The sequence below is a fragment of the Pseudomonas sp. GW456-12-10-14-LB2 genome, assembly GCF_002884345.1.
Classification (GTDB): domain Bacteria; phylum Pseudomonadota; class Gammaproteobacteria; order Pseudomonadales; family Pseudomonadaceae; genus Aquipseudomonas; species Aquipseudomonas paraglycinae.
In genome coordinates, this window is record NZ_POHV01000009.1 from 47,595 (window position 1) to 69,955 (window position 22,361).

Consider the following 22,361-nt stretch of genomic DNA (forward strand, 5'->3'; position numbering starts at 1 on the left):
GCTAATATGGCAGTTCAACGCTGTCGATTGTCCGGGATTTCCGCTTTATGCAAACCGCTTATACCGTCCTGATCCTGCTGATGCTGGTCAGTGTCTCGCGCCTGGTAGGACGGGTGATTCCGCTGCCGCTGCCACTGGTACAGATCGCCGCCGGCGCCTTGCTGGCCTGGCCGACCCTCGGCCTGCACGTGGCCCTCGATCCTGAACTGTTCCTGTTTCTGTTCCTGCCGCCGCTGCTGTTTTCCGATGGCTGGCGCATGCCCAAGCGTGAATTGTGGCGCCTTCGCGGGCCGGTGCTGACGCTCGCGGTCGGGCTGGTGCTGTTCACCGTGGTCGGTGCCGGCTACTTCATTCATTGGCTGCTGCCGACGATTCCGTTGCCGGTGGCCTTTGCACTGGCGGCGGTGCTGTCGCCGACCGATGCGGTGGCAGTTTCGGCGATTTCGCAGAACCGCTTGCCAACGCCGCTGATGCACATGCTGCAAGGCGAGGCGTTGATGAACGATGCCTCGGGCCTGGTGACATTCAAATTCGCCTTGGTTGCCGCGGTGACCGGTGCGTTTTCCCTGGCCAATGCCAGTCTGACCTTCGTGCTGGTGGCGGTCGGCGGGCTGGCTGTGGGTGTGGCGCTGAGCTGGCTGGTCGGCCGGTTGCGCGCCTGGATGATCGCCCGGGGCTGGGACGATCCGGCGACCCACGTGGTGTTCATGTTGCTGCTGCCATTCGCCGCTTACGTGCTGGCCGAACGGCTCGGCGCGTCGGGCATTCTTTCGGCAGTGGCAGCGGGGATGATGCAGAGCTGGCTTGACCTGCTGCCACGCCAGACCAGCACCCGGTTGCTCAACCGCAGTGTGTGGTCGCTGCTTGAGTTCGCCTTCAACGGCCTGATCTTCCTGCTGCTGGGGCTGCAACTGCCGGACATCATTAAAGCGGTGGTCAGCCACGAGACGTCGTTGTGGCCGACCCTGTTCTATCGCTGCCTCGATGTGGTGGCGATCTTCCTGGCGCTGGTGCTGTTGCGCTTTATCTGGGTGCAAAGCATCTGGCGTCTGTCGGTGCTGCTGCGCCGTCTGCGCGGCAAGGGGGATCTGACGCAAGTGCCGACCGCCCGTTCCTGCTGGCTGCTGACCGTCGGTGGCGTGCGCGGTGCGGTGACGCTGGCAGGCGTGATGTCGGTGCCGATGTTGATGGGCAGCGAGGCGTTCCCCGAGCGCGATCTGCTGATCTTCATCGCCGCCGGGGTGATCCTGTTGTCGCTGGTGGCGGCGTGTATTGCGCTGCCGTTGCTGTTGCGCGGCATCGAAAAGAGCCCGGACGACAAACGCCGTCAGGAAGTGCGCGACGCCTGGCGCAAGACCGCCGAAGCAGCGATTCATGCGCTGGAAACCGAAGAGGCCAACCCGCAGGACGCCGCGCAAGCCGCGCTGGCAGCGGAGCTCAAGGCACGGATCATGTCCGAGTATCGTCATCAACTGGAGGTGTTCAACGATTCGGCCGAAGCTCAGGCGCTGGCGTTCCAGATGGATCTGCTGGAGCGCCGTCTGCGGCTCAAGGCACTGCGCGCGCAACGCCTCGAGCTGTACAGCCTCAGCCGTCAGCACCAGATCGGCGATGACGTGCTGAGGGAAGTTTTGGGTGAACTCGACTTGAGTGAGGCCAACCTGGGGCAGGTCAAATAGGCAGCGCGTTACCTGGGATAGAGCAATCTCATCAGGCGTTTGTCTTTCTTGCTGATCGTGCGGTTGATCGGCACCTCCCAGTTGCCCACCGTCAAGGTGTTGGCCACGGGGTGGTGCATGATCGACCTGCGGTCGTAGGCGGTGTAGATCGCATCCAGCGTGTCGAAGGAAGCGAACAGGTTTCTGTCGACCTGCTCCTCGGTCAGCGGGTTCATCTCGCGATTTTTGTAGAACTCATACACCTTCGGTTTATCCCACGGAATTCTGGCCTGTGGGTGCTGGTGTTCATGCATTGCGCCCAGCGCATGCCCGAACTCGTGCATCACGATCACTTCAAAGTCCTGGTGATCCGGCTTTACGCCCAGATTCATGGTCGGATGGTCCGGATGAATCAACAGCGCATCGGTGCCGAGCATCGAGCTGTTGTCGTTGTTTTTAGTGGCAATACGGATGTCGCCCAGCAGGTCATCGACGAATTCGAACGTGAGGTTGACGTATCGCAGCCACTGGCTGGCGGCGCTGATGATTCTGGTCTTGTGATCGGCGTCGGGCGCGTCCAGGAAGGCGATTTTCAGCGTGCGGCCGTTGGCCCACAGCTTTGAATAGTTGACGACGGAGCGCTTGTGGCGAGTGCCGGTCGCGTTGCCGGCGTTGGTCGGGTTTTCGTTGATGGCGGCTGTGTAGGCCGCCTGATCGTCGGGCCATTGATTGAGTTGGCAATCGAGCAGTTCTGTCATTTTCACTTCTTCCATGAAGTCAAAGGGCGGTTTTTGGTGATGCGCAGCGAGCGGCGCCGCCCAAGACTAACGTCTGGCGGGCAGGGGCATGGGGTAGAAAAGGAGGGGAACTGTTACGTGATATTTGATCGCCCGTACCGGATTGCCCGGCACGGGCGTTCAGGCATTACTTGTGGCGCAAAACGAAATCGCGGATACGCTCGGCAGCCTCGACGCATTCCGCCAGCGGCGCAACCAGCGCCATGCGCACACGCCCGGCACCCGGATTGACCCCATCGACGTCACGGGACAGGTACGAACCCGGCACCACGGTCACGTATTCTTCGGCAAACAGATCGCGGCAGAACGCGGCATCGTCACCCTGCACATTCGGCCACAGGTAGAAGCTGCCATCGGGGCGCTGCACGTCCATCACCGGGCTGAGGATCGCCAGTACGGCATCGAACTTCTCGCGGTACAGCGCACGGTTGGCGCGTACATGCACTTCGTCATTCCACGCAGCGACGCTGGCCAGTTGGGTCTGAACCGGCATCGCGCAGCCGTGGTAGGTGCGGTACAGCAGGAAGCCCTTGAGGATGTCGGCGTCGCCGGCAACGAAACCGGAGCGCAGGCCCGGCAGGTTCGAGCGCTTGGACAGGCTGTGGAACACCACGCAACGCTTGAAATCCTTGCGGCCCAGTTCGGCGCAGGCGCTGAGCAGGCCCGGCGGCGGGGTCTGTTCGTCAAAGTACAGCTCGCTGTAGCACTCGTCGGCCGCGATCACGAAGTCGTATTCGTCGGCCAGGGCGATCAGCTTTTTCAGCACGTCGACCGGAATCAGCGCGCCGGTCGGGTTGCCTGGCGAGCACAGGAACAGGATCTGGCAGCGTTTCCAGATGTCCGGCGAAACCGCGTCGAAATCCGGGTTGAAGCCGTTCTCGTCCAGGCACGGCAGGTAATGCGGCTTGGCCCCGGCGAGGAATGCTGCGCCTTCGTAGATCTGATAGAACGGGTTCGGGCTGACCACCAGCGCGTCATCGCCACGGTTGACCACTGTCTGGGTGAAGGCGAACAGCGCTTCACGGGTGCCATTGACCGGCAGTACGTTGCGCGCCGGGTCGATCCAGCCGCTCGGCACGTTGAAGCGACGCTCGCACCAGGCGGCGATGGCTTCGCGCAGGGCCGGAATGCCGAGGGTGGTCGGGTACACCGCCATCTGATCCAGATTGTTCGCCAGCGCCTCGGCGACAAAGCTTGGCGAGCGGTGCTTCGGTTCGCCGATGGACAGCGCGATCGGGCGCTTGTCCGGGTTTGGCGTGACGCTGCCGAGCAGGGCGCGGAGCTTTTCGAACGGGTAGGGCTGAAGCTGGGACAGAGCGTTGTTCATCGGTGCTGGATCTCGTGCAAAGCGGTTGAATCCGGGCGCGCAATCAAATACTGATGCGCGACAGTTTGATATCGGGTTCCTGATTGACGCTCAGCTGTTCGACGATGGCATCCTGCAAACGGCTGCACAGCAGCGGGTCGGACAGCGGTTGATTGTGGGCGTCGGTGATGAAGAACACGTCTTCCACCCGCTCGCCCAGGGTGGCGATCTTGGCGTTCTGCAGTGACAGGTCGAACTCGAGGAAAATCCCGCCGACCCGTGCCAGCAGGCCCGGGCGATCTGGCGCGGTGAGTTCCAGCACGGTCACCGGACGCTGGGCGTCATTGTGGATCGTCACCTGCGGGGCGAATGCGAAATGCTTGAGCTGGCGCGGCACCCGACGCTGGATGATCGTCGGGTAGTCGGCCGGGTTGCGCAGCGCTTCGGTCAGGCCTTCGCGAATCTGTTTGACCCGGACCGGATTGTCGCCGATCGAGTCGCCATCGGTGTCGAGCACGATGTAGGTGTCGAGGGTGAACTGGCTGCTGGATGTGATGACCCGGGCGTCGTGAATGTTCAGGTTGAGCTGGTCCATCGCGGCCACGGTCACGGCGAAGAAATCGTGCTGGTCCGGCGCATAGATGAAGATCTGCGTGCCGCCCTCGAACTCGCGTTGGGTGGTTTCCTTGATCAGCACCAGCGGACCGCCGTCGGCCGGTTGCTGAAGGATGGCGTCGGTGTGCCAGGCCACGTCGCCGGCGGTGTGGCGCAGGAAGTAGTCATCGCCCAGTTGCGCCCACAATTGCTCGACGTCATCCGGATCGGTGCCGCCGCGCACCAGAATGTCCAGTGCCGCACTTTGGGTCTGGCGGATCTGCTCTTCGCGATCCACCGGATTCTCCAGGCCACGGCGCAGGGCGCGCTTGGTCTCGGTGTAGAGCTGGCGCAGCAGGCTGGCACGCCACGAGTTCCAGAGAGTCGGGTTGGTCGCGTTGATGTCGGCCACGGTCAGCACGTACAGGTAGTCTAGACGGGTTTCGTCACCGACTGCCTGGGCGAAGTCATGGATCACCTGCGGGTCGGACAAATCCTTGCGTTGGGCAGTGGTCGACATCACCAGGTGGTTCTGCACCAGCCAGACGATCAGGCGGCTGTCCCAGACCGGCAGTTGGTGCCGCTGGCAGAACGCCTCGGCATCGACCGCGCCGATCTCCGAGTGGTCGCCATGCCGGCCCTTGCCGATGTCGTGATACAGGCCCGCCATGTAAATGAGTTCAGGCTTGGGCAGTTTCGCCATGAGCTTGGCGGCCAGCGGGAATTTCTCCGACACCTGGGTGTACTGCAACTTGCGCAGGTGTTTGATCAGGTTCAGCGTGTGCGCATCGACCGTATAGATGTGGAACAGGTCGTGCTGCATCTGCCCGACGATGAAGCCGAACTCCGGCAGGTAGCGCCCGAGAATGCCGTAGCGGTTCATTCGCCGCAGGTTGCGGTGGATGCCGATCTTGCACTTGAACAGCTCGATGAACAGGCTGGTATTGCGGATGTCGTTGCGGAAGTTGTCGTCGATCAGGTGGCGGTTTTCCCGCAGCAGACGAATCGTGTCGGCGCGTACACCTTTGATTTCCGGCTGCTGGGCCATCAGCACGAAGATCTCGAGCATGGCAAACGGCGTGCGGCGGAATACGTTGTCGTTGCGAGCTTCGATGTAGCCGTCGTGCAGTTGGAAACGCGAGTTGATCGGCTGCGGCGGCGCTTCGTCTTCCGGGGCGAGGATGACTTCCTCGAAGTGCTGAATGATCAGGTCGCTGAGCTGGGCGATGCTCATCACCACCCGGAAGTACTGCTGCATGAAGTTTTCGACGGCCTGTTTGGCGTCGTCGCCTTCAAAACCCAGCAGCCCGGCGATGGTGCGCTGGTGATCGAACAGCAGGCGGTCCTCGGAGCGACCGGCGAGCATGTGCAGGGCGTAACGCACCTTCCAGAGGAATTCCTGGGAGGAGGCCAGCAAGGCGTTTTCGCTCTCGACCAGAAAGCCTTCGCCGGCCAGGGCCCGCAGGTTCAGGGTGCCGTACTGACGACGGGCCACCCACAGAATCGTCTGAATATCCCGTAGTCCGCCAGGCGAGCCTTTGACGTTGGGTTCCAGGTTGTATTCGGTGTCGTTGTACTTGTGGTGGCGAGCCTTCTGTTCGGCGCGCTTGGCCAGGAAGAAATCCTTGCTCGGCCACATGTGTGCGGTGCTGGTGACATCGAGCATGCGCTGGCGCAGGCGCTCGGGGCCGCAGATGGTGCGGCTTTCCATCAGGTTGGTGACCACCGTCAGGTCGGCGCGGGCCTCTTCGGCGCATTCGTCGACGGAGCGAACGCTCTGACCGACTTCCAGGCCGATGTCCCACAGCAGCGTCAGAAAACGCTCGATGGAATCGCGGAAAATTTCGTGGTCGGCGCTGTCCAGCAGGATCAGCAGGTCGATGTCGGAATAGGGGTGCAATTCGCCGCGACCGTAGCCGCCGACCGCGACCAGCGCGATGTCGGCGTCTTCGCTCCAGTCGAACTGGTCCCAGGCCTTTTGCAGGATGTTGTCGACGAACCAGGCCCGGTCTTCGATCAGCCGTCGGATATCGCGACCGGCCCGAAAGCGTGCATCGAGCACTTCGCGGGCCTGGCGGATCGCCTTCTTGAACGCCGCGATGGGACTCGCTTTCAGGGCCAGTTCAGCCTGGAACTGGCCACGGTCGAAGAGTTCGGGATCCACCTGCGGCATCGATTGGCTTTCCTTCTATAGGCTGGGAACGGTGTCTGGGTCAGGCCGAGATGCGCGGGATGGTGTCGTCGCTGCGCAGGGTGAAGATCTCGTAGCCGGTGTCGGTGACAAGCAAAGTGTGTTCCCACTGTGCTGACAGCTTGCGATCCTTGGTGATCGCGGTCCAGCCGTCGCCCAGTACTTTGGTGTCGGCCTTGCCCTGGTTGATCATCGGCTCGATGGTGAAGGTCATGCCGGCCTTCAGTTCCATGCCGGTGCCGGCGCGGCCGTAATGCAGGATCTGCGGCTCTTCGTGGAACACCTTGCCGATGCCGTGACCGCAGAACTCACGCACCACCGAGAAGCCGTTCTTTTCAGCGTGCTTCTGAATGATTTCGCCGATGTCGCCGAGGCGGCAGCCGGGTTTGACGATCTCGATCGCCTTGTACATGCATTCCTGGGTGACCTGCGACAGGCGCTCGGCCCAGACCGGCACGGTGCCGACGTGGAACATGCGGCTGGTGTCGCCGTGATAGCCGTCCTTGATCACGGTGACGTCGATGTTCAGGGTGTCGCCGTTTTTCAGCGGCTTGTCGTTCGGGATACCGTGGCAGACCACGTGGTTGATCGAGGTGCAGATCGACTTCGGGTAGCCCTTGTAGTTGAGCGGGGCAGGGATGGCCTGCTGCACGTTGACGATATAGTCGTGGCAGATCTGGTTCAGCTCATCGGTGGTCACGCCCGGCTTGACGTGTTCGGCAATCATTTCCAGCACATCGGCGGCCAGTTTGCCGGCGACACGCATGCCAGCGATGTCCTCGGGGGTTTTGAGGGTGACGGTCATACAGGCTCTCTCTGCGCTCGGCGGCGCTTGCTGATACGAACAGGGGCGCGGCTGTTGGTTTGGCGGCCCCGAAAAACGCGATTCTAACAGACCAAAGGCGCAAATCCGCGCCTGCGTGCATCGCTTCTCTCTATACAATGCGGTGCATTGTCCCGATTCCAAGGGGCTGGCGCGCATGTCCCTGACGCGATTGCAGATTCCGGGTTCCGTTTGCGTCGTCCCTGTGGTATAAAATGCGCCGCTTTCCGGGGATAGCTCCGGGAGCATTAACCCACACACGTGTCGACACGATGGCCTGGGTGCCTTTGATCCTCGGATCAATGGTTGGTCATTGGGATACGTGGAGGCCCAACCCGACTTATCAAGGAACTATCATGTCCCAAGTCAACATGCGCGATATGCTGAAGGCCGGTGTGCACTTCGGTCACCAAACCCGTTACTGGAATCCGAAAATGGGTAAATACATTTTCGGCGCGCGTAACAAGATTCACATCATCAACCTTGAAAAAACCCTGCCAATGTTCAACGAAGCTCTGACTTTCGTAGAGCGTCTGGCCCAGGGCAAAAACAAGATTCTGTTCGTCGGCACCAAGCGTTCCGCTGGCAAGATCGTTGCTGAAGAAGCAGCACGTTGCGGTTCGCCGTACGTCGATCACCGCTGGTTGGGCGGCATGCTGACCAACTTCAAGACCATCCGTGCTTCCATCAAGCGTCTGCGTGACCTTGAAGTACAAGCCGAAGACGGTACTTTCGCCAAGCTGACCAAGAAAGAAGCGCTGATGCGCACTCGCGATCTTGAGAAGCTGGATCGCTCCCTGGGCGGCATCAAGGACATGGGCGGTCTGCCAGACGCACTGTTCGTGATCGACGTTGACCACGAGCGCATCGCGATCACCGAAGCCAACAAGCTGGGCATCCCGGTCATCGGCGTTGTCGATACCAACAGCAGCCCGGAAGGCGTTGACTACATCATCCCAGGCAACGATGACGCAATTCGCGCTATCCAGCTGTACATGGGTTCGATGGCTGACGCAGTCATCCGCGGTCGCAACAACGTTGCTGGCGGTACTGTAGAATTCGCAGCTGAAGAAACTCAGGCTGCAGCTGAGTAATTGACGCCCTGGCGTTGACTCAGTAAGCAAAAAGGGGGCTTGGCCCCCTTTTTGCCACCTCGAAAACCATTTGTCGGCAGCGCAGCTACAGCATCTGTAACGTGCAGCGGCTACAAGGTGTCTCGGGAAGAATTGAACGCCCGTTCGATCGGGTGGAATGGTTGAAAACCTATCCAAGAGGAATTTGAAAATGGCAGCAATTACTGCAGCGTTGGTCAAAGAACTGCGCGAGCGTACCGGCGAAGGCATGATGGATTGCAAGAAAGCCCTGGAAAAGGCTGGCGGCGACATTGAAAAAGCCATTGATGACATGCGTGCTTCGGGCGCGATCAAGGCTGCCAAGAAAGCTGGCAACGTTGCCGCTGAAGGCGCTATCGCCATCAAGGACGACGGCAAGGCTGCCGTTCTGATCGAAGTCAACTCGCAGACCGACTTCCTGGCTCTGCAGGACGACTTCAAAAACTTCGTTGCTGCCAGCGTTGACAAAGCATTCGCTGACAAGCTGACCGACGCAGCTCCGCTGATCGCTGCTCAAGAAGCCGCGCGCGAAGCACTGGTTGCCAAAGTAGGCGAGAACGTCAACATCCGTCGCTTGGTGCGCGTAGAAGGCGACGTAGTCGGCACCTACCTGCACGGCAACAAGATCGGTGTTGCTGTTGTCCTGAAAGGCGGCGACGTCGAGCTGGCCAAAGACATCGCAATGCACGTTGCTGCAAGCAACCCTGAGTTCCTGCTGCCTTCGCAAGTCTCCGACGAAGCGATCGAGCGTGAAAAGGCTGTGTTCCTGCAGCTGAACGAAGAAAAAATCAAAGGCAAGCCAGAAAACATTGTTGAGAACATGGTCAAAGGCCGTATCAGCAAGTTCCTGGCAGAAGCCAGCCTGGTTGAGCAGGCGTTCGTCAAGAACCCTGAAATCAAAGTTGGCGAGCTGGCCAAGAAAGGCGGCGCTGAAATCGTTTCCTTCACCTACTTCAAAGTAGGCGAAGGCATCGAGAAGCCGGTCGACAACTTCGCTGAAGAAGTTGCTGCCCAGCTGGCTGCCGCCAAGCAATAAGACGGTTTTTCAACTGTCGCCCGAAAGAGGCTGCCCGCTCACGCGCGCAGCCTCTTTTCAGATAGGGTTACCAATTTTTAATTGGTTTCCCCTTGGAACTGACTTACAAAGCCATGTTCCGATGGCGCTGAAGCAGCGCCAAGCTAGAGTGAACGCCAGCTGTAAACAGCTCGCAAAGAATTTTTAAAATACGCCGCAGGAGAGATTCGCAATGGCTCAGCAGGGCAGTGGTTATCAGGCTCGCTATAAACGCATTCTACTCAAGCTTAGCGGCGAGGCCCTGATGGGCTCGGAAGAGTTCGGGATCGATCCTAAGGTGCTGGATCGCATGGCGCTGGAAGTCGGCCAGCTGGTCGGTATCGGCGTCCAGGTCGGTCTGGTGATTGGCGGTGGCAACCTGTTCCGCGGTGAAGCGCTGAGCAAGGCCGGCATGGATCGGGTCACGGGTGACCACATGGGCATGCTGGCCACTGTGATGAACGCCCTGGCCATGCGCGACGCGCTGGAACGTGCCAATATCTCGGCGATCGTGATGTCGGCCATCTCCATGGTCGGTGTGACCGATCACTATGACCGTCGCAAGGCCATGCGCCACCTGAACTCCAAGGACGTGGTGATCTTCGCGGCCGGTACCGGCAATCCGTTCTTTACCACGGATTCGGCAGCCTGCCTGCGCGCCATTGAAATCGACGCCGATGTCGTGCTCAAGGCGACCAAGGTCGATGGCGTCTACACCGCTGACCCGTTCAAAGACCCGCATGCCGAGAAGTTCGATCATCTGACTTACGATGAAGTACTGGATCGCAAGCTGGGCGTAATGGATCTGACGGCCATCTGCCTGTGCCGCGATCACAAGATGCCGCTGCGCGTATTTAACATGAACAAGCCCGGCGCCCTGCTGAACATCGTGCATGGTGGCGCAGAAGGGACTTTGATCGAGGAAGGCCAACAATGATCAACGAAATCAAGAAAGACGCCCAAGCGCGTATGCAGAAATCCCTGGAGTCTCTGAACCACGCGTTCGGCCAGATTCGTACCGGCAAGGCTCACCCGAGCATCCTCGGCAGTGTCATGGTGCCTTACTACGGCACTGATACTCCGCTGAGCGGCGTTGCCAACGTCACCGTGAAAGACTCGCGCACCCTGCAGGTCGTGGCGTTCGAGCGCAACATGCTCGCTGCTGTCGACAAGGCAATCCAAAGCGCTGGTCTGAACCTCAACCCGACCAACCTGGGTGAGTTGCTGTTGATCCCTATGCCGGCCCTCACCGAGGAAACGCGTAAAGGCTTCACCAAGCAGGCGCGTAGCGCTGCTGAAGACGCGCGTGTTGCCGTGCGCAATATTCGTCGTGATGCCTTGGGCGAGCTCAAGAAACTGGTCAAGGACAAGGAAATCAGCGAAGACGAAGAGCGTCGTGCCATCGCTGATATCGATAAGCTGACCAAAGAATCCGAGGCCCAGATCACCAAGGCCACGGACGAGAAAGAAAAAGACCTGATGGCCGTATAAGGGTCGAGTTTTAAATGGACAAGACCAAGCAGACTGCGCCGTCCGCGGTGCCGCGCCATGTCGCGATCATCATGGATGGCAATAATCGCTGGGCGAAAAAACGCTTTATGCCGGGTGTCGCCGGGCATAAGGCGGGCGTAGACGCTGTGCGGGCGGTGATCGAGGTGTGTGCCGAGGCCAAGGTCGAGGTGCTCACCCTGTTCGCCTTTTCCAGTGAAAACTGGCAGCGCCCGGCCGATGAGGTCAGCGCCTTGATGGATCTGTTCTTCAAGGCGTTGCGTCGCGAGGCAAAGCGCCTGAATGACAACAACATCAGTCTGCGCATCATCGGTGACCGTACGCGGTTCCATCCGGAGCTTCAGGCCGCCATGCGTGAAGCGGAAGCGATGACCGCCGGTGCCAACCGTTTCATCCTGCAGATCGCCGCCAACTACGGCGGTCAGTGGGACATTGCGCAAGCGGCGCAGCGTCTGGCGCGTGAAGTTCAGGCCGGTCATCTGCGGCCGGAAGACATCACGCCGGATCTGCTGCAGACCTGCCTGGTTACCGGTGATCTGCCGTTGCCCGACTTGTGCATCCGCACCGGCGGCGAGCACCGCATCAGCAATTTCCTCTTGTGGCAGCTGGCTTACGCCGAGCTGTACTTCTCCGACCTGTTCTGGCCGGACTTCAAACACGAAGCCATGCGCAATGCGCTGGCCGATTTCGCTTTGCGCCAGCGCCGCTTCGGTAAAACGAGCGAGCAGGTCGAAGCTGGAGCCCGGGTTTAATGCTTAAACAACGCATCATCACTGCACTGATTCTGCTGCCGATCGCCCTGGGCGGTTTTTTCCTGCTCGAGGGTTCCGGTTTTGCTCTGTTCATCGGGCTGGTCGTAAGTCTGGGCGCCTGGGAATGGGCGCGTCTGGCCGGCTTCACCGCACAGGCATTTCGTGTCGGCTACGCGGCGGTGGTCGCGCTGATGCTGTTCGTCATGTACATCCTGCCGGGGCTGGCGCCTTGGGTGTTGGGTGCTTCGGTGATCTGGTGGGCATTGGCGACCTGGCTGGTGCTGACTTACCCGCGCTCCAGCGAGCATTGGTCCAGCGCCGCCGCCAAGCTGGTGATCGGTCTGTTGATTCTGTTGCCTGCCTGGCAAGGGTTGGTGCAGATCAAGCAGTATCCGCTGGGCAACTGGCTGATCATGGCGGTGATGGTGCTGGTCTGGGGCGCTGATATCGGTGCCTATTTCTCCGGTCGCGCGTTCGGCAAGCGCAAGCTGGCGCCGCAAGTCAGTCCCGGCAAAAGCTGGGAGGGCGTGTATGGCGGTCTGGCGCTGAGCCTGGTCATCACCACCCTGGTCGCGCTGTTCCGTGACTGGACGGTGGCACAACTGTTCAAGGGCTTGATCGGCGCTGCGGTGATCGTCTTCATCTCGGTGGTGGGTGACCTGACCGAAAGCATGTTCAAACGTCAGTCCGGCATCAAGGACAGCAGTAATCTGCTGCCCGGTCATGGTGGTGTACTGGATCGCATCGACAGCCTGACGGCGGCGATCCCGGTCTTCGCGGTGCTGTTGTGGATGGCGGCGTCGTGAGTCGCCCACAGCAGATTACCGTCCTGGGGGCGACCGGTTCGATCGGTCTGAGCACCCTGGATGTCATCGCCCGGCATCCGGAGCGTTATCAGGCTTTTGCCCTGAGCGGTTTTACCCGTCTGAGCGAACTGTTTGCCCTGTGTGTTCGCCATCTCCCGAAATATGCGGTAGTGCCGGAAGCCGGCGCTGCCCGCAGCCTGCAGGATGATTTGCGTGCTGCGGGCCTGTCGACGCAGGTGCTGGTCGGCGAAGAAGGCTTGTGTCAGGTCGCTGCTGCGCCGGAGGTGGGTGCTGTCATGGCCGCCATCGTCGGCGCCGCCGGCTTGCGCCCGACTTTGGCGGCAGTTGAGGCGGGCAAGAAGATTCTTCTGGCCAACAAGGAAGCGCTGGTCATGTCCGGCGCCTTGTTCATGCAGGCCGTGCGCAAGAGCGGTTCGGTCCTGTTGCCGATCGATAGCGAGCACAACGCGATTTTCCAGTGCATGCCACAGGACTTTGCTCGCGGGTTGAGCAACGTTGGGGTCCGCCGGATTTTGCTCACGGCCTCTGGTGGCCCTTTCCGGCAGACGCCGATGGCCGAGCTGGCACATGTTTCACCCGATCAGGCGTGTGCGCACCCGAACTGGTCGATGGGTCGCAAGATCTCGGTCGATTCGGCCAGCATGATGAACAAAGGGCTCGAATTGATCGAGGCCTGCTGGTTGTTCGATGCCAAGCCATCGCAAGTCGAGGTGGTGATTCATCCGCAGAGCGTGATTCATTCGCTGGTCGATTACGTGGACGGTTCGGTGCTGGCGCAGTTGGGCAATCCCGACATGCGCACGCCGATTGCCAACGCCCTGGCCTGGCCTGAGCGCATTGACTCGGGCGTGGCGCCGCTGGATCTGTTCGCTGTAGCACGCCTGGATTTCGAAGCACCCGACGAAGAGCGCTTCCCGTGCCTGCGTCTGGCGCGCCAGGCTGCCGAGGCGGGAAACAGCGCCCCGGCCATGCTCAATGCGGCGAATGAAGTGGCGGTCGCCGCGTTTCTCGACGGACGGGTTCGCTACCTGGAAATCGCGAGTATCATCGAGGAAGTCTTGAACCTCGAACCTGTGGTGGCCCTGGACAATCTCGATGCGGTGTTCACCGCTGACGCGACTGCCCGGACATTGGCCGGGCAGTGGTTAAGTCGTCACGGCCGATAGGTCTTGCAACACATGGCTTCACGCGGCACTGGACAGGATTGCGGAGAAAGTAGATGAGCGCGCTCTATATGATTGCCGGCACCCTGATCGCTTTGGGTGTGCTGGTCACCTTTCACGAATTCGGCCATTTCTGGGTCGCGCGTCGCTGTGGCGTGAAGGTTCTGCGTTTCTCCGTGGGCTTCGGCATGCCGCTGCTGCGCTGGCACGATAAGCAGGGCACGGAGTTCGTGGTCGCGGCCATCCCGCTGGGTGGCTACGTCAAGATGCTCGACGAGCGCGAGGGCGAAGTACCGGCCGATCAGCTTCATCAATCATTCAATCGCAAGTCCGTTCGTCAACGCATCGCGATCGTCGCCGCCGGTCCTGTGGCCAACTTTCTGCTTGCGCTGGTGTTCTTCTGGGTGCTGGCCATGCTCGGCAGCGAGCAGATTCGCCCGGTCATCGGTTCGGTGGAGTCCGGCAGCATCGCTGCAACGGCCGGACTGAGCGCCGGTCAGGAAATCGTCGCGATCGACGGTGAGCCGACCTCGGGCTGGGCGGCAGTCAACCTGCAACTGGTGCGACGTCTCGGGGAAAGCGGTTCCTTGCAGGTGCTGGTGCGCGAGCAGGGCTCTACGGCTGATACGCCTCGTGAACTGGCACTCGATAAATGGCTCAAGGGGGCTGACGAGCCGGATCCGATTCGCTCTCTCGGCATTCGCCCTTGGCGTCCGGCATTGCCGCCAGTGCTGGCCGAACTCGACCCGAAAGGTCCGGCCCAGGCAGCCGGGCTGAAAACCGGCGATCGTCTGCTGACGCTCGATGGCAAGGCGCTGGATGACTGGCAGCAGGTGGTCGACACCGTTCGTACGCGTCCTGATACCAAAATCGTGCTGCGCGTCGAGCGCGACGGTGTTCCAATCGACGTCCCTGTCACACTGGCCGCGCGGGGCGAGAAGAAGTCACCAAGCGGTTACCTGGGGGCGGGCGTGAAGGCTGTCGACTGGCCGCCGGAGATGATCCGCGAGGTCAGCTACGGGCCTTTGGCAGCAATTGGCGAGGGTGCCCGTCGTACCTGGACCATGAGCGTCCTGACGCTGGATTCACTGAAGAAAATGCTCTTCGGCGAGCTCTCGGTAAAAAACTTGAGTGGACCGATAACCATTGCTAAAGTGGCGGGCGCTTCTGCCCAGTCGGGCGTCGCTGATTTCCTGAATTTCCTTGCTTATCTGAGTATTAGCCTGGGGGTTCTGAATTTGCTGCCCATTCCTGTACTGGATGGGGGGCATTTGTTGTTTTATCTGATCGAGTGGGCGCGTGGTCGTCCCTTGTCGGATCGGGTGCAAGGTTGGGGGATACAGATCGGTATCAGTTTGGTGGTCGGGGTGATGTTGCTTGCTCTGGTCAACGATCTGGGTCGACTGTAACGCTTCGCTGAATTGCGAATCTGCCGCATTTTGCGGCAGTTTGTTTATTGCCAGTTGGAATAAGAAAGGACTTCATGAAACGTCTGCTGCTAACTGCGGTTCTCACCGTATTGATGATCGCCGAAGTTCACGCCGAGTCCTTCACTATCTCTGATATTCGCGTCAATGGCCTCCAGCGGGTCTCCGCGGGTAGCGTCTTTGGTGCCTTGCCGTTGAACGTCGGCGAGCAGGCGGATGATCGTCGCCTGGTGGAATCCACTCGTGCGTTGTTCAAAACCGGTTTCTTTCAAGATATCCAGCTGGGCCGCGAAGGCAACGTTCTGGTGATCACCGTCGTCGAACGTCCCTCGGTCGCCAGCATCGAGATCGAAGGCAACAAGGCGATCTCCACCGAAGACCTGATGAAAGGCCTCAAGCAATCCGGTCTGGCCGAAGGCGAGATCTTCCAGCGCGCGACCCTCGAAGGCGTGCGTAACGAGCTGCAACGTCAATACGTTGCACAAGGTCGTTACTCGGCTACCGTCGATACCGAAGTGGTCTCGCAGCCGCGCAACCGTGTCGGCCTGAAAGTGAAGATCAATGAAGGCACCGTTGCTGCCATTCAGCACATCAACGTGGTGGGCAACACGGTTTTCCCCGAAGAAGACCTGACCGACCTGTTCGAACTGAAAACCACCAACTGGCTGTCGTTCTTCAAGAACGACGACAAGTACGCCCGTGAAAAACTGTCCGGTGACCTGGAGCGTCTGCGTTCCTACTACCTGGACCGTGGCTATATCAACATGGATATCGCTTCGACCCAGGTGTCCATCACCCCGGACAAGAAGCACGTCTACATCACCGTCAACGTCAACGAAGGCGAGAAGTACACCGTTCGTGACGTCAAACTCAGCGGTGACCTGAAGGTTCCTGAAGACCAGGTCAAGTCGCTGTTGCTGGTGCAGAAAGGCCAGGTGTTCTCGCGCAAGCTGATGACCACCACCTCCGAACTGATCACCCGTCGTCTGGGTAACGAGGGTTACACCTTCGCCAACGTCAACGGCGTACCGCAACCGCACGACGAAGATCACACCGTCGATATCCTGTTTGCTGTCGATCCAGGCAAGCGTGCCTACGTCAATCGCATCAATTTCCGTGGCAACACCAAGTCCGAGGACGAAGTGCTGCGTCGTGAAATGCGTCAAATGGAAGGTGGCTGGGCTTCGACCTACCTGATCGACCAGTCCAAGACCCGTCTGGAGCGTCTGGGCTTCTTTAAAGAAGTCAACGTCGAAACCCCGGCCGTGCCAGGTGTCGACGACCAGGTTGACGTGAACTACAGCGTTGAAGAGCAGGCTTCCGGTTCGATCACCGCCAGCGTCGGTTTCGCCCAGAGCGCCGGTCTGATCCTCGGTGGTTCGATCACCCAGAACAACTTCCTCGGTACCGGTAACCGCGTCAGCGTCGGCCTGACCCGCAGCGAATACCAGAGCCGCTACAACTTCGGCTACGTTGACCCCTACTGGACCGCCGATGGCGTGAGCCTGGGTTACAACGCGTTCTACCGTACCACCGACTACAAAGACCTCGACGTCGATGTGGCGAGCTATGCGGTAGACAGCCTGGGCGCCGGCGTGAACGTGGGCTACCCGATCAGCGAGACTTCGCGTCTGACCTTTGGTCTGTCCGTTCAACAGGACGAGATCAAGACCGGTACCTACACCGTTGACGAGATTTTCGACTTCGTTAACAGAGAAGGCGACAAGTACCTGAACTTCAAGGCCTCGGCCGGCTGGTCCGAGTCCACCTTGAACAAAGGTGTACTGCCGACCCGTGGTCGCTCCCAGAGCCTGACGCTGGAAACTACCGTTCCAGGCAGCGATCTGTCGTTCTTCAAGCTCGATTACCGCGGTCAGCTGTTCCAGCCGATCACCGATAACTACACTCTGCGCCTGCACACTGAACTGGGCTATGGCGACGGTTACGGTTCGACCGACGGCTTGCCGTTCTATGAAAACTACTATGCTGGTGGTTTCAACTCGGTGCGTGGCTTCAAGGACAGCACCCTTGGCCCGCGAAGCACGCCAAGTACGGGGAGTAACCCGGGCACGGCGAGAGACCCGGACCAGGATCCGCTGCCGTTCGGTGGTAACGTCCTGATCCAGGGCGGTGTCGAGGTTCTGTTCCCGCTCCCGTTCGTCAAGGATCAGCGTTCGCTGCGTACTTCGGTATTCTGGGATGTCGGTAACGTGTTCGACTCCAAGTGTTCCGATACTACGAACGCCAACGGTACGAAGTCGAATACCCAATGCAACGACATCAGTCTTAGCAACATGGCCAGCTCCGTCGGTGTCGGCGTGACCTGGGTCACCGCACTGGGTCCGCTGAGTTTTGCACTGGCTATGCCGATCAAGAAACCGGATGACGCTGAAACTCAAGTGTTCCAATTCTCCCTCGGTCAGACGTTCTAAGCGTTTGACCCAAGATAACGACAATGGATTTTGTAGGAGTGCATCGTGCGTAAGTTGACTCAATTGGTTCTCCTGGCCTCCGTACTGGTGGCAGGCCCGGCATTTGCCGACATGAAAATCGCCGTTCTGAACTATCAGATGGCGCTGCTGGAATCCGACGCGGCCAAGAAGTACGCCGTGGATGCCGAGAAGAAATTCGGCCCTCAACTGACCAAGCTCAAGACCCTGGAAAGCAGCGCCAAGGGCATTCAGGATCGCCTGATGGCCGGTGGCGACAAGATGCAGCAAGGCGAGCGCGAGCGTCTGGAGCTTGAGTTCAAGCAAAAGGCTCGTGACTTCCAGTTCCAGTCCAAGGAACTGAACGAAGCCAAGGCCGTTGCCGACCGCGAAATGCTCAAGCAACTGAAGCCGAAGCTGGATAGCGCAGTGGAAGAAGTCATCAAGAAAGGTGGTTTTGACCTGGTGTTCGAGCGTGGCGCAGTGATCGATGTCAAACCTCAGTACGACATCACGCGCCAGGTTATCGAGCGCATGAATCAGCTGAAGTAACCCATGACCGTGACTATCAAGCTCGGCCAGTTGGCCGAGTTCCTCGGCGCCACCCTGAGTGGCGACCCCGAGAAGCAAATCACTGGGCTAGCCACCTTGCAGGAGGCTGGCCCAGCTCAGTTGAGCTTTCTGGCAAACCCCCAATACCGTAAATACCTGGCAGGCTCGCAAGCCGCAGCCCTGTTGCTCAAGGCTGCCGACGCGGAAGGTTATGCCGGTGATGCGTTGGTGGTGCCGGATCCTTACCTGGCTTACGCGCGCATTTCCCATCTGTTCGATCCAAAGCCCAAGGCAACTGCCGGCGTTCATCCAACAGCGGTGATTGCCGAGGATGCCGTGGTTGATCCGAGTGCCAGTGTCGGTCCCTTCGTGGTGATCGAAGCCGGGGCTCGAATCGGTGCAGGCGTGACACTCGGCGCGCATTGCGTTGTCGGTGCCCGCAGCGAAATCGGCGAGGGCGGCTGGCTGGCCCCGCGGGTCACGCTGTATCACGATGTGCGGATCGGCAAGCGTGTGGTGATCCAGTCCGGTGCTGTGCTCGGCGGTGAAGGCTTCGGCTTTGCCAACGAGAAGGGCATCTGGCAAAAGATCGCCCAGATCGGTGGCGTGACCATCGGCGACGATGTGGAGATCGGCGTGAATACCGCCATCGACCGCGGTGCGTTGGCCGATACCGTGATCGGCAATGGCGTGAAGCTCGACAACCAGATTCAGATCGCCCACAACGTGCAGGTCGGTGACCACACCGCCATGGCGGCGTGCGTGGGGATTTCCGGCAGCACCAAAATCGGCAAGCACTGCATGCTCGCCGGCGGTGTTGGCCTGGTAGGGCACATCGATATTTGCGACAACGTATTCCTGACCGGGATGACCATGGTGACCCACTCGATTACCGAGCCGGGTGCCTATTCTTCCGGCACAGCTATGCAACCTGCGGCCGAATGGCGCAAAAGCGCGGCCCGTATTCGTCAGCTCGATGACATCGCGCGACGTTTGAAACAGCTGGAAAAGCGGTCCGGGGAAGTGACCCCCGACGGTAATGCTTCATCTGAAGGCTGATACCATTTCCATATCAAGTGTGCACAGCCTCTGGACTGCCTCCTTGATTTGCTAGAGGAGTGCGCGTCAGTCGCGCTCCCAATCTTTACATAGGCTTCCCCCCGAAATGATGGACATCAACGAGATTCGCGAATACCTGCCTCACCGTTACCCGTTCCTGCTGGTGGACCGGGTAGTGGAGCTGGATACGGAAGGCAAGCGCATTCGCGCCTACAAGAATGTCAGCATCAACGAACCGTTCTTCAATGGTCACTTCCCTGCGCACCCGATCATGCCGGGCGTGCTGATCATCGAAGCCATGGCTCAGGCTGCCGGGATCCTCGGTTTCAAGATGCTTGACGTGAAACCGGCCGACGGCACCCTTTACTACTTCGTCGGTTCCGACAAGCTGCGCTTCCGCCAGCCGGTGCTGCCGGGTGATCAGTTGATCCTTGAAGCCAAGTTCATCAGCTGCAAGCGTCAGATCTGGAAGTTCGAATGCCAGGCTTCGGTCGATGGCAAACCGGTCTGCTCGGCTGAAATCATTTGTGCGGAACGCAAGCTATGAGTTTGATTGACCCTCGCGCAATCATCGATCCGTCGGCCGTCCTGGCTGATGGCGTCGAGGTCGGCCCGTGGTCGATCATCGGTGCAGGTGTGGAAATCGGCGAGGGAACGGTCATCGGGCCACACGTGATCCTCAAAGGTCCGACCCGTATCGGCAGGCACAATCGCATCTACCAGTTTTCCTCTGTAGGCGAAGACACGCCGGACCTGAAATACAAGGGCGAAGAAACGCGCCTGGTGATCGGTGACCATAATGTCATCCGTGAAGGCGTGACGATTCACCGTGGCACCGTGCAGGATCGTTCCGAAACGACCTTGGGTGATCACAACCTGATCATGGCCTATGCCCACATCGGACATGACAGCGTCATCGGCAACCACTGCATCCTGGTCAACAACACCGCGTTGGCCGGCCATGTGCACGTTGATGACTGGGCGATCCTGTCCGGTTTCACCCTGGTGCATCAGTATTGCCACATTGGCGCCCACAGCTTTTCCGGCATGGGCACGGCCATCGGCAAGGACGTTCCGGCGTTCGTCACTGTATTTGGCAACCCGGCCGAAGCGCGCAGCATGAACTTCGAGGGCATGCGCCGTCGCGGTTTCAGCGAAGACGCCATTCACGCCCTGCGCCGTGCATACAAAACGGTGTATCGCCAGGGACTGACCGTCGAGCAGGCGCTGGCCGAACTCGCCGAACCGTCCGCCCAGTTCCCGGAAGTCGCGGTGTTCCGTGACTCCATTCAGTCGTCGTCTCGCGGCATCACCCGCTGATCATGGCCAATCTTCGTATTGCGCTGGTGGCGGGGGAGGCTTCCGGTGACATTCTGGGCGCCGGTCTCATGCGTGCGCTCAAGGCACAGCATCCCGCGGTGGAGTTCATCGGTGTCGGCGGTCCGCTGATGCAGGCCGAAGGCCTGACTTCCTATTTTCCGATGGAGCGTCTGTCGGTCATGGGGCTGGTGGAGGTCCTGGGGCGGTTGCGTGAGCTGCTCAAGCGCCGCAAGGACCTGATTGCTACCCTGATTGCCGAGAAGCCAGACGTATTCATCGGTATCGACGCGCCGGACTTCAACCTCAATATCGAACTCAAGCTACGTCAGGCCGGAATCAAGACCGTGCATTACGTCAGCCCGTCGGTGTGGGCGTGGCGGCAGAAGCGGGTCCTGAAGATCCGCGAAGGCTGCGACCTGATGCTTACGCTGCTGCCGTTCGAAGCCAGATTCTACGAAGAGAAGGGCGTACCGGTGCGGTTCGTCGGCCATACGCTGGCCGACACCATTCCGCTGGAGGCTGATCGCTCTGCTGCGCGCGCCGAACTCGGTCTGCCGGATGGTCCGCTGGTGGCTTTGATGCCCGGCAGCCGGGGCGGTGAAGTCAGTCGTCTGGGGGCGCTGTTCCTCGATACTGCCCAGCGCGTGCGGGCCATGCGCCCAGGCGTGCGTTTCGTCATACCGTGCGCCAACCCCGAGCGTCGTGCCCAGCTCGAAGAGCTGCTGGCCGGCCGCGACCTGCCGGTGACCCTGCTCGATGGCAAATCCCATCTGGCGCTGGCGGCGTGCAATGCGGTCCTGATCGCGTCGGGTACGGCAACCCTTGAAGCGCTGTTGTACAAGCGCCCGATGGTCGTGGCCTACCGTCTTGCTCCGCTGACGTTCTGGATTCTCAAACGCATGGTCAAGAGCCCGTACGTGTCCCTGCCGAACCTGTTGGCCCAGCGATTGCTGGTCCCGGAATTGTTGCAGGATGATGCCACGGTCGAGGCGCTTGCCCAGACCCTGTCGCCGTTGATCGACGGTGGCGAAGAGCAGACCCGCGGCTTCGACGAGATCCACCGCACCCTGCGCCTGGACGCTTCCAATCAGGCGGCTGACGCCGTTCTGAACCTGATCGGTCAAACACGATGAGCAAGACAAGCATGCAGATGGGCCTGGATTTCACCTTGGTCGCCGAAGTCGAAGAGCTGGTCGCCGGCGTCGATGAAGTCGGTCGCGGCCCGTTGTGCGGCGCGGTCGTTACGGCAGCGGTGATCCTCGATCCGAACCGTCCGATTCTCGGCCTCAACGATTCGAAGAAACTTACCGAAGCCAAGCGCGAAAAGCTCTACGACGAAATCTGCGAGAAGGCGCTGAGCTGGTGCATCGCCCGCGCCGAAGTCGAAGAAATCGACGAACTGAACATCCTTCACGCCACCATGCTGGCGATGCAGCGCGCGGTCGCTGGCCTGCATATCCAGCCGAAACTGGCAATGATCGACGGCAACCGCTGCCCGAAACTGCCGATGCGTTCCGAAGCGGTGGTGCAGGGCGACGGCAAGGTACCGGCAATTGCAGCAGCGTCGATTCTGGCCAAGGTCAGCCGTGACCGCGAGATGGCAGCGTTTGAGTTGATCTACCCGGGTTACGGCATCGGCGGCCACAAAGGCTACCCGACGCCCGTTCATCTGGAAGCATTGGCGCGCCTCGGACCGACGCCGATTCACCGGCGTTCTTTTGCCCCGGTTCGGCAGGCTTATGAAGCACTGGAAGGTCTCGCGCAGGTTTAGCGGCGAGGCTGATGTTT

20 protein-coding genes are annotated in these 22,361 nt (G+C 60.1%); 16 read left to right on the forward strand and 4 right to left on the reverse strand.

Annotated features, from left to right (window positions below; genetic code table 11):
- Nucleotides 1–47 precede the first annotated feature (47 nt).
- On the forward strand, nucleotides 48–1,679 hold the full coding sequence (locus tag C1X29_RS08030) for a Na+/H+ antiporter (RefSeq protein ID WP_102717193.1): 1,632 nt from the start codon (nucleotides 48–50) through the stop codon (nucleotides 1,677–1,679).
- 8 nt (nucleotides 1,680–1,687) lie between these two features.
- On the opposite strand, the gene C1X29_RS08035 is transcribed toward C1X29_RS08030, so the two are convergent.
- The 4 genes from C1X29_RS08035 to map form a co-directional block, all read right to left on the reverse strand.
- Nucleotides 1,688–2,416: a M12 family metallopeptidase gene (locus C1X29_RS08035; RefSeq protein ID WP_102717194.1), complete on the reverse strand. Its 729-nt coding sequence runs from the start codon at nucleotides 2,414–2,416 to the stop codon at nucleotides 1,688–1,690.
- A gap of 166 nt (nucleotides 2,417–2,582) precedes the next feature.
- Nucleotides 2,583–3,782: a succinyldiaminopimelate transaminase gene (dapC, locus tag C1X29_RS08040; protein ID WP_102717195.1), complete on the reverse strand. Its 1,200-nt coding sequence runs from the start codon at nucleotides 3,780–3,782 to the stop codon at nucleotides 2,583–2,585.
- 43 nt (nucleotides 3,783–3,825) lie between these two features.
- Complete coding sequence (locus C1X29_RS08045) at nucleotides 3,826–6,528, reverse strand: [protein-PII] uridylyltransferase (protein ID WP_102717196.1); 2,703 nt, start codon at nucleotides 6,526–6,528, stop codon at nucleotides 3,826–3,828.
- A gap of 40 nt (nucleotides 6,529–6,568) precedes the next feature.
- The gene (gene map, locus C1X29_RS08050; protein WP_039769663.1) at nucleotides 6,569–7,351 is read right to left on the reverse strand and encodes a type I methionyl aminopeptidase; all 783 of its coding nucleotides are present in this window, start codon (nucleotides 7,349–7,351) and stop codon (nucleotides 6,569–6,571) included.
- Nucleotides 7,352–7,725: 374 nt separating this feature from the next.
- On the opposite strand from map, the gene rpsB reads away from it, so the two are divergent.
- The 15 genes from rpsB (at nucleotide 7,726) to rnhB (ending at nucleotide 22,344) form a co-directional block, all read left to right on the forward strand.
- Nucleotides 7,726–8,463 carry a 30S ribosomal protein S2 gene (gene rpsB / locus C1X29_RS08055; protein WP_008052780.1) on the forward strand — a complete coding sequence of 246 codons (738 nt, stop codon included), beginning with the start codon at nucleotides 7,726–7,728 and terminating at the stop codon, nucleotides 8,461–8,463.
- Nucleotides 8,464–8,653: 190 nt separating this feature from the next.
- Nucleotides 8,654–9,517: a translation elongation factor Ts gene (tsf, locus tag C1X29_RS08060; RefSeq protein ID WP_011332682.1), complete on the forward strand. Its 864-nt coding sequence runs from the start codon at nucleotides 8,654–8,656 to the stop codon at nucleotides 9,515–9,517.
- Between the two features lie 211 nt (nucleotides 9,518–9,728).
- A complete protein-coding gene (gene pyrH, locus C1X29_RS08065; protein ID WP_003222124.1) occupies nucleotides 9,729–10,472 on the forward strand; it encodes a UMP kinase in 744 nt (247 codons plus the stop codon).
- Nucleotides 10,469–11,026 (forward strand): ribosome recycling factor, encoded by a 558-nt coding sequence (frr, locus tag C1X29_RS08070; protein WP_007954771.1) that lies wholly within the window; start codon nucleotides 10,469–10,471, stop codon nucleotides 11,024–11,026. The genes pyrH and frr overlap by 4 nt, the downstream gene beginning before the upstream one ends.
- A gap of 14 nt (nucleotides 11,027–11,040) precedes the next feature.
- Nucleotides 11,041–11,796 (forward strand): polyprenyl diphosphate synthase, encoded by a 756-nt coding sequence (gene uppS, locus C1X29_RS08075; RefSeq protein WP_007954779.1) that lies wholly within the window; start codon nucleotides 11,041–11,043, stop codon nucleotides 11,794–11,796.
- Nucleotides 11,796–12,602 (forward strand): phosphatidate cytidylyltransferase, encoded by an 807-nt coding sequence (locus C1X29_RS08080; protein ID WP_102686554.1) that lies wholly within the window; start codon nucleotides 11,796–11,798, stop codon nucleotides 12,600–12,602. Before uppS ends, C1X29_RS08080 begins: the two co-directional genes overlap by 1 nt.
- Complete coding sequence (gene ispC / locus C1X29_RS08085; RefSeq protein ID WP_102717197.1) at nucleotides 12,599–13,789, forward strand: 1-deoxy-D-xylulose-5-phosphate reductoisomerase; 1,191 nt, start codon at nucleotides 12,599–12,601, stop codon at nucleotides 13,787–13,789. The genes C1X29_RS08080 and ispC overlap by 4 nt, the downstream gene beginning before the upstream one ends.
- Nucleotides 13,790–13,842: 53 nt before the next feature.
- On the forward strand, nucleotides 13,843–15,195 hold the full coding sequence (gene rseP, locus C1X29_RS08090) for a sigma E protease regulator RseP (protein WP_085748109.1): 1,353 nt from the start codon (nucleotides 13,843–13,845) through the stop codon (nucleotides 15,193–15,195).
- A 74-nt stretch (nucleotides 15,196–15,269) separates the two neighbouring features.
- Complete coding sequence (gene bamA, locus C1X29_RS08095; protein WP_085748110.1) at nucleotides 15,270–17,645, forward strand: outer membrane protein assembly factor BamA; 2,376 nt, start codon at nucleotides 15,270–15,272, stop codon at nucleotides 17,643–17,645.
- A gap of 45 nt (nucleotides 17,646–17,690) precedes the next feature.
- Nucleotides 17,691–18,194 (forward strand): OmpH family outer membrane protein, encoded by a 504-nt coding sequence (locus C1X29_RS08100; RefSeq protein WP_003222140.1) that lies wholly within the window; start codon nucleotides 17,691–17,693, stop codon nucleotides 18,192–18,194.
- Nucleotides 18,195–18,197: 3 nt separating this feature from the next.
- Nucleotides 18,198–19,253, forward strand: a complete 1,056-nt coding sequence (lpxD, locus tag C1X29_RS08105; RefSeq protein WP_085748111.1) for a UDP-3-O-(3-hydroxymyristoyl)glucosamine N-acyltransferase — start codon at nucleotides 18,198–18,200, stop codon at nucleotides 19,251–19,253.
- A gap of 106 nt (nucleotides 19,254–19,359) precedes the next feature.
- Complete coding sequence (fabZ, locus tag C1X29_RS08110) at nucleotides 19,360–19,800, forward strand: 3-hydroxyacyl-ACP dehydratase FabZ (protein ID WP_003222142.1); 441 nt, start codon at nucleotides 19,360–19,362, stop codon at nucleotides 19,798–19,800.
- Nucleotides 19,797–20,573 carry an acyl-ACP--UDP-N-acetylglucosamine O-acyltransferase gene (gene lpxA, locus C1X29_RS08115; protein ID WP_085748112.1) on the forward strand — a complete coding sequence of 259 codons (777 nt, stop codon included), beginning with the start codon at nucleotides 19,797–19,799 and terminating at the stop codon, nucleotides 20,571–20,573. Before fabZ ends, lpxA begins: the two co-directional genes overlap by 4 nt.
- A 2-nt stretch (nucleotides 20,574–20,575) precedes the next feature.
- A complete protein-coding gene (gene lpxB / locus C1X29_RS08120) occupies nucleotides 20,576–21,706 on the forward strand; it encodes a lipid-A-disaccharide synthase (RefSeq protein WP_085748113.1) in 1,131 nt (376 codons plus the stop codon).
- 11 nt (nucleotides 21,707–21,717) lie between these two features.
- Nucleotides 21,718–22,344 carry a ribonuclease HII gene (gene rnhB, locus C1X29_RS08125; RefSeq protein ID WP_102717198.1) on the forward strand — a complete coding sequence of 209 codons (627 nt, stop codon included), beginning with the start codon at nucleotides 21,718–21,720 and terminating at the stop codon, nucleotides 22,342–22,344.
- Nucleotides 22,345–22,361: the final 17 nt, after the last annotated feature.

What these genes read in the sequence shown, in the direction of transcription:
- lpxD (WP_085748111.1), top strand. Translation starts at nt 18,198, where the DNA reads ATGACCGTGACTATCAAGCTCGGCCAGTTGGCCGAGTTCCTCGGCGCC.
- frr (WP_007954771.1), top strand. Translation starts at nt 10,469, where the DNA reads ATGATCAACGAAATCAAGAAAGACGCCCAAGCGCGTATGCAGAAATCC.
- dapC (WP_102717195.1), bottom strand. Translation starts at nt 3,782, where the DNA reads ATGAACAACGCTCTGTCCCAGCTTCAGCCCTACCCGTTCGAAAAGCTC.
- C1X29_RS08035 (WP_102717194.1), bottom strand. Translation starts at nt 2,416, where the DNA reads ATGACAGAACTGCTCGATTGCCAACTCAATCAATGGCCCGACGATCAG.
- C1X29_RS08080 (WP_102686554.1), top strand. Translation starts at nt 11,796, where the DNA reads ATGCTTAAACAACGCATCATCACTGCACTGATTCTGCTGCCGATCGCC.
- C1X29_RS08045 (WP_102717196.1), bottom strand. Translation starts at nt 6,528, where the DNA reads ATGCCGCAGGTGGATCCCGAACTCTTCGACCGTGGCCAGTTCCAGGCT.
- bamA (WP_085748110.1), top strand. Translation starts at nt 15,270, where the DNA reads ATGAAACGTCTGCTGCTAACTGCGGTTCTCACCGTATTGATGATCGCC.
- rnhB (WP_102717198.1), top strand. Translation starts at nt 21,718, where the DNA reads ATGCAGATGGGCCTGGATTTCACCTTGGTCGCCGAAGTCGAAGAGCTG.
- rpsB (WP_008052780.1), top strand. Translation starts at nt 7,726, where the DNA reads ATGTCCCAAGTCAACATGCGCGATATGCTGAAGGCCGGTGTGCACTTC.
- map (WP_039769663.1), bottom strand. Translation starts at nt 7,351, where the DNA reads ATGACCGTCACCCTCAAAACCCCCGAGGACATCGCTGGCATGCGTGTC.
- tsf (WP_011332682.1), top strand. Translation starts at nt 8,654, where the DNA reads ATGGCAGCAATTACTGCAGCGTTGGTCAAAGAACTGCGCGAGCGTACC.
- rseP (WP_085748109.1), top strand. Translation starts at nt 13,843, where the DNA reads ATGAGCGCGCTCTATATGATTGCCGGCACCCTGATCGCTTTGGGTGTG.
- uppS (WP_007954779.1), top strand. Translation starts at nt 11,041, where the DNA reads ATGGACAAGACCAAGCAGACTGCGCCGTCCGCGGTGCCGCGCCATGTC.
- pyrH (WP_003222124.1), top strand. Translation starts at nt 9,729, where the DNA reads ATGGCTCAGCAGGGCAGTGGTTATCAGGCTCGCTATAAACGCATTCTA.
- fabZ (WP_003222142.1), top strand. Translation starts at nt 19,360, where the DNA reads ATGATGGACATCAACGAGATTCGCGAATACCTGCCTCACCGTTACCCG.
- lpxB (WP_085748113.1), top strand. Translation starts at nt 20,576, where the DNA reads ATGGCCAATCTTCGTATTGCGCTGGTGGCGGGGGAGGCTTCCGGTGAC.
- lpxA (WP_085748112.1), top strand. Translation starts at nt 19,797, where the DNA reads ATGAGTTTGATTGACCCTCGCGCAATCATCGATCCGTCGGCCGTCCTG.
- C1X29_RS08030 (WP_102717193.1), top strand. Translation starts at nt 48, where the DNA reads ATGCAAACCGCTTATACCGTCCTGATCCTGCTGATGCTGGTCAGTGTC.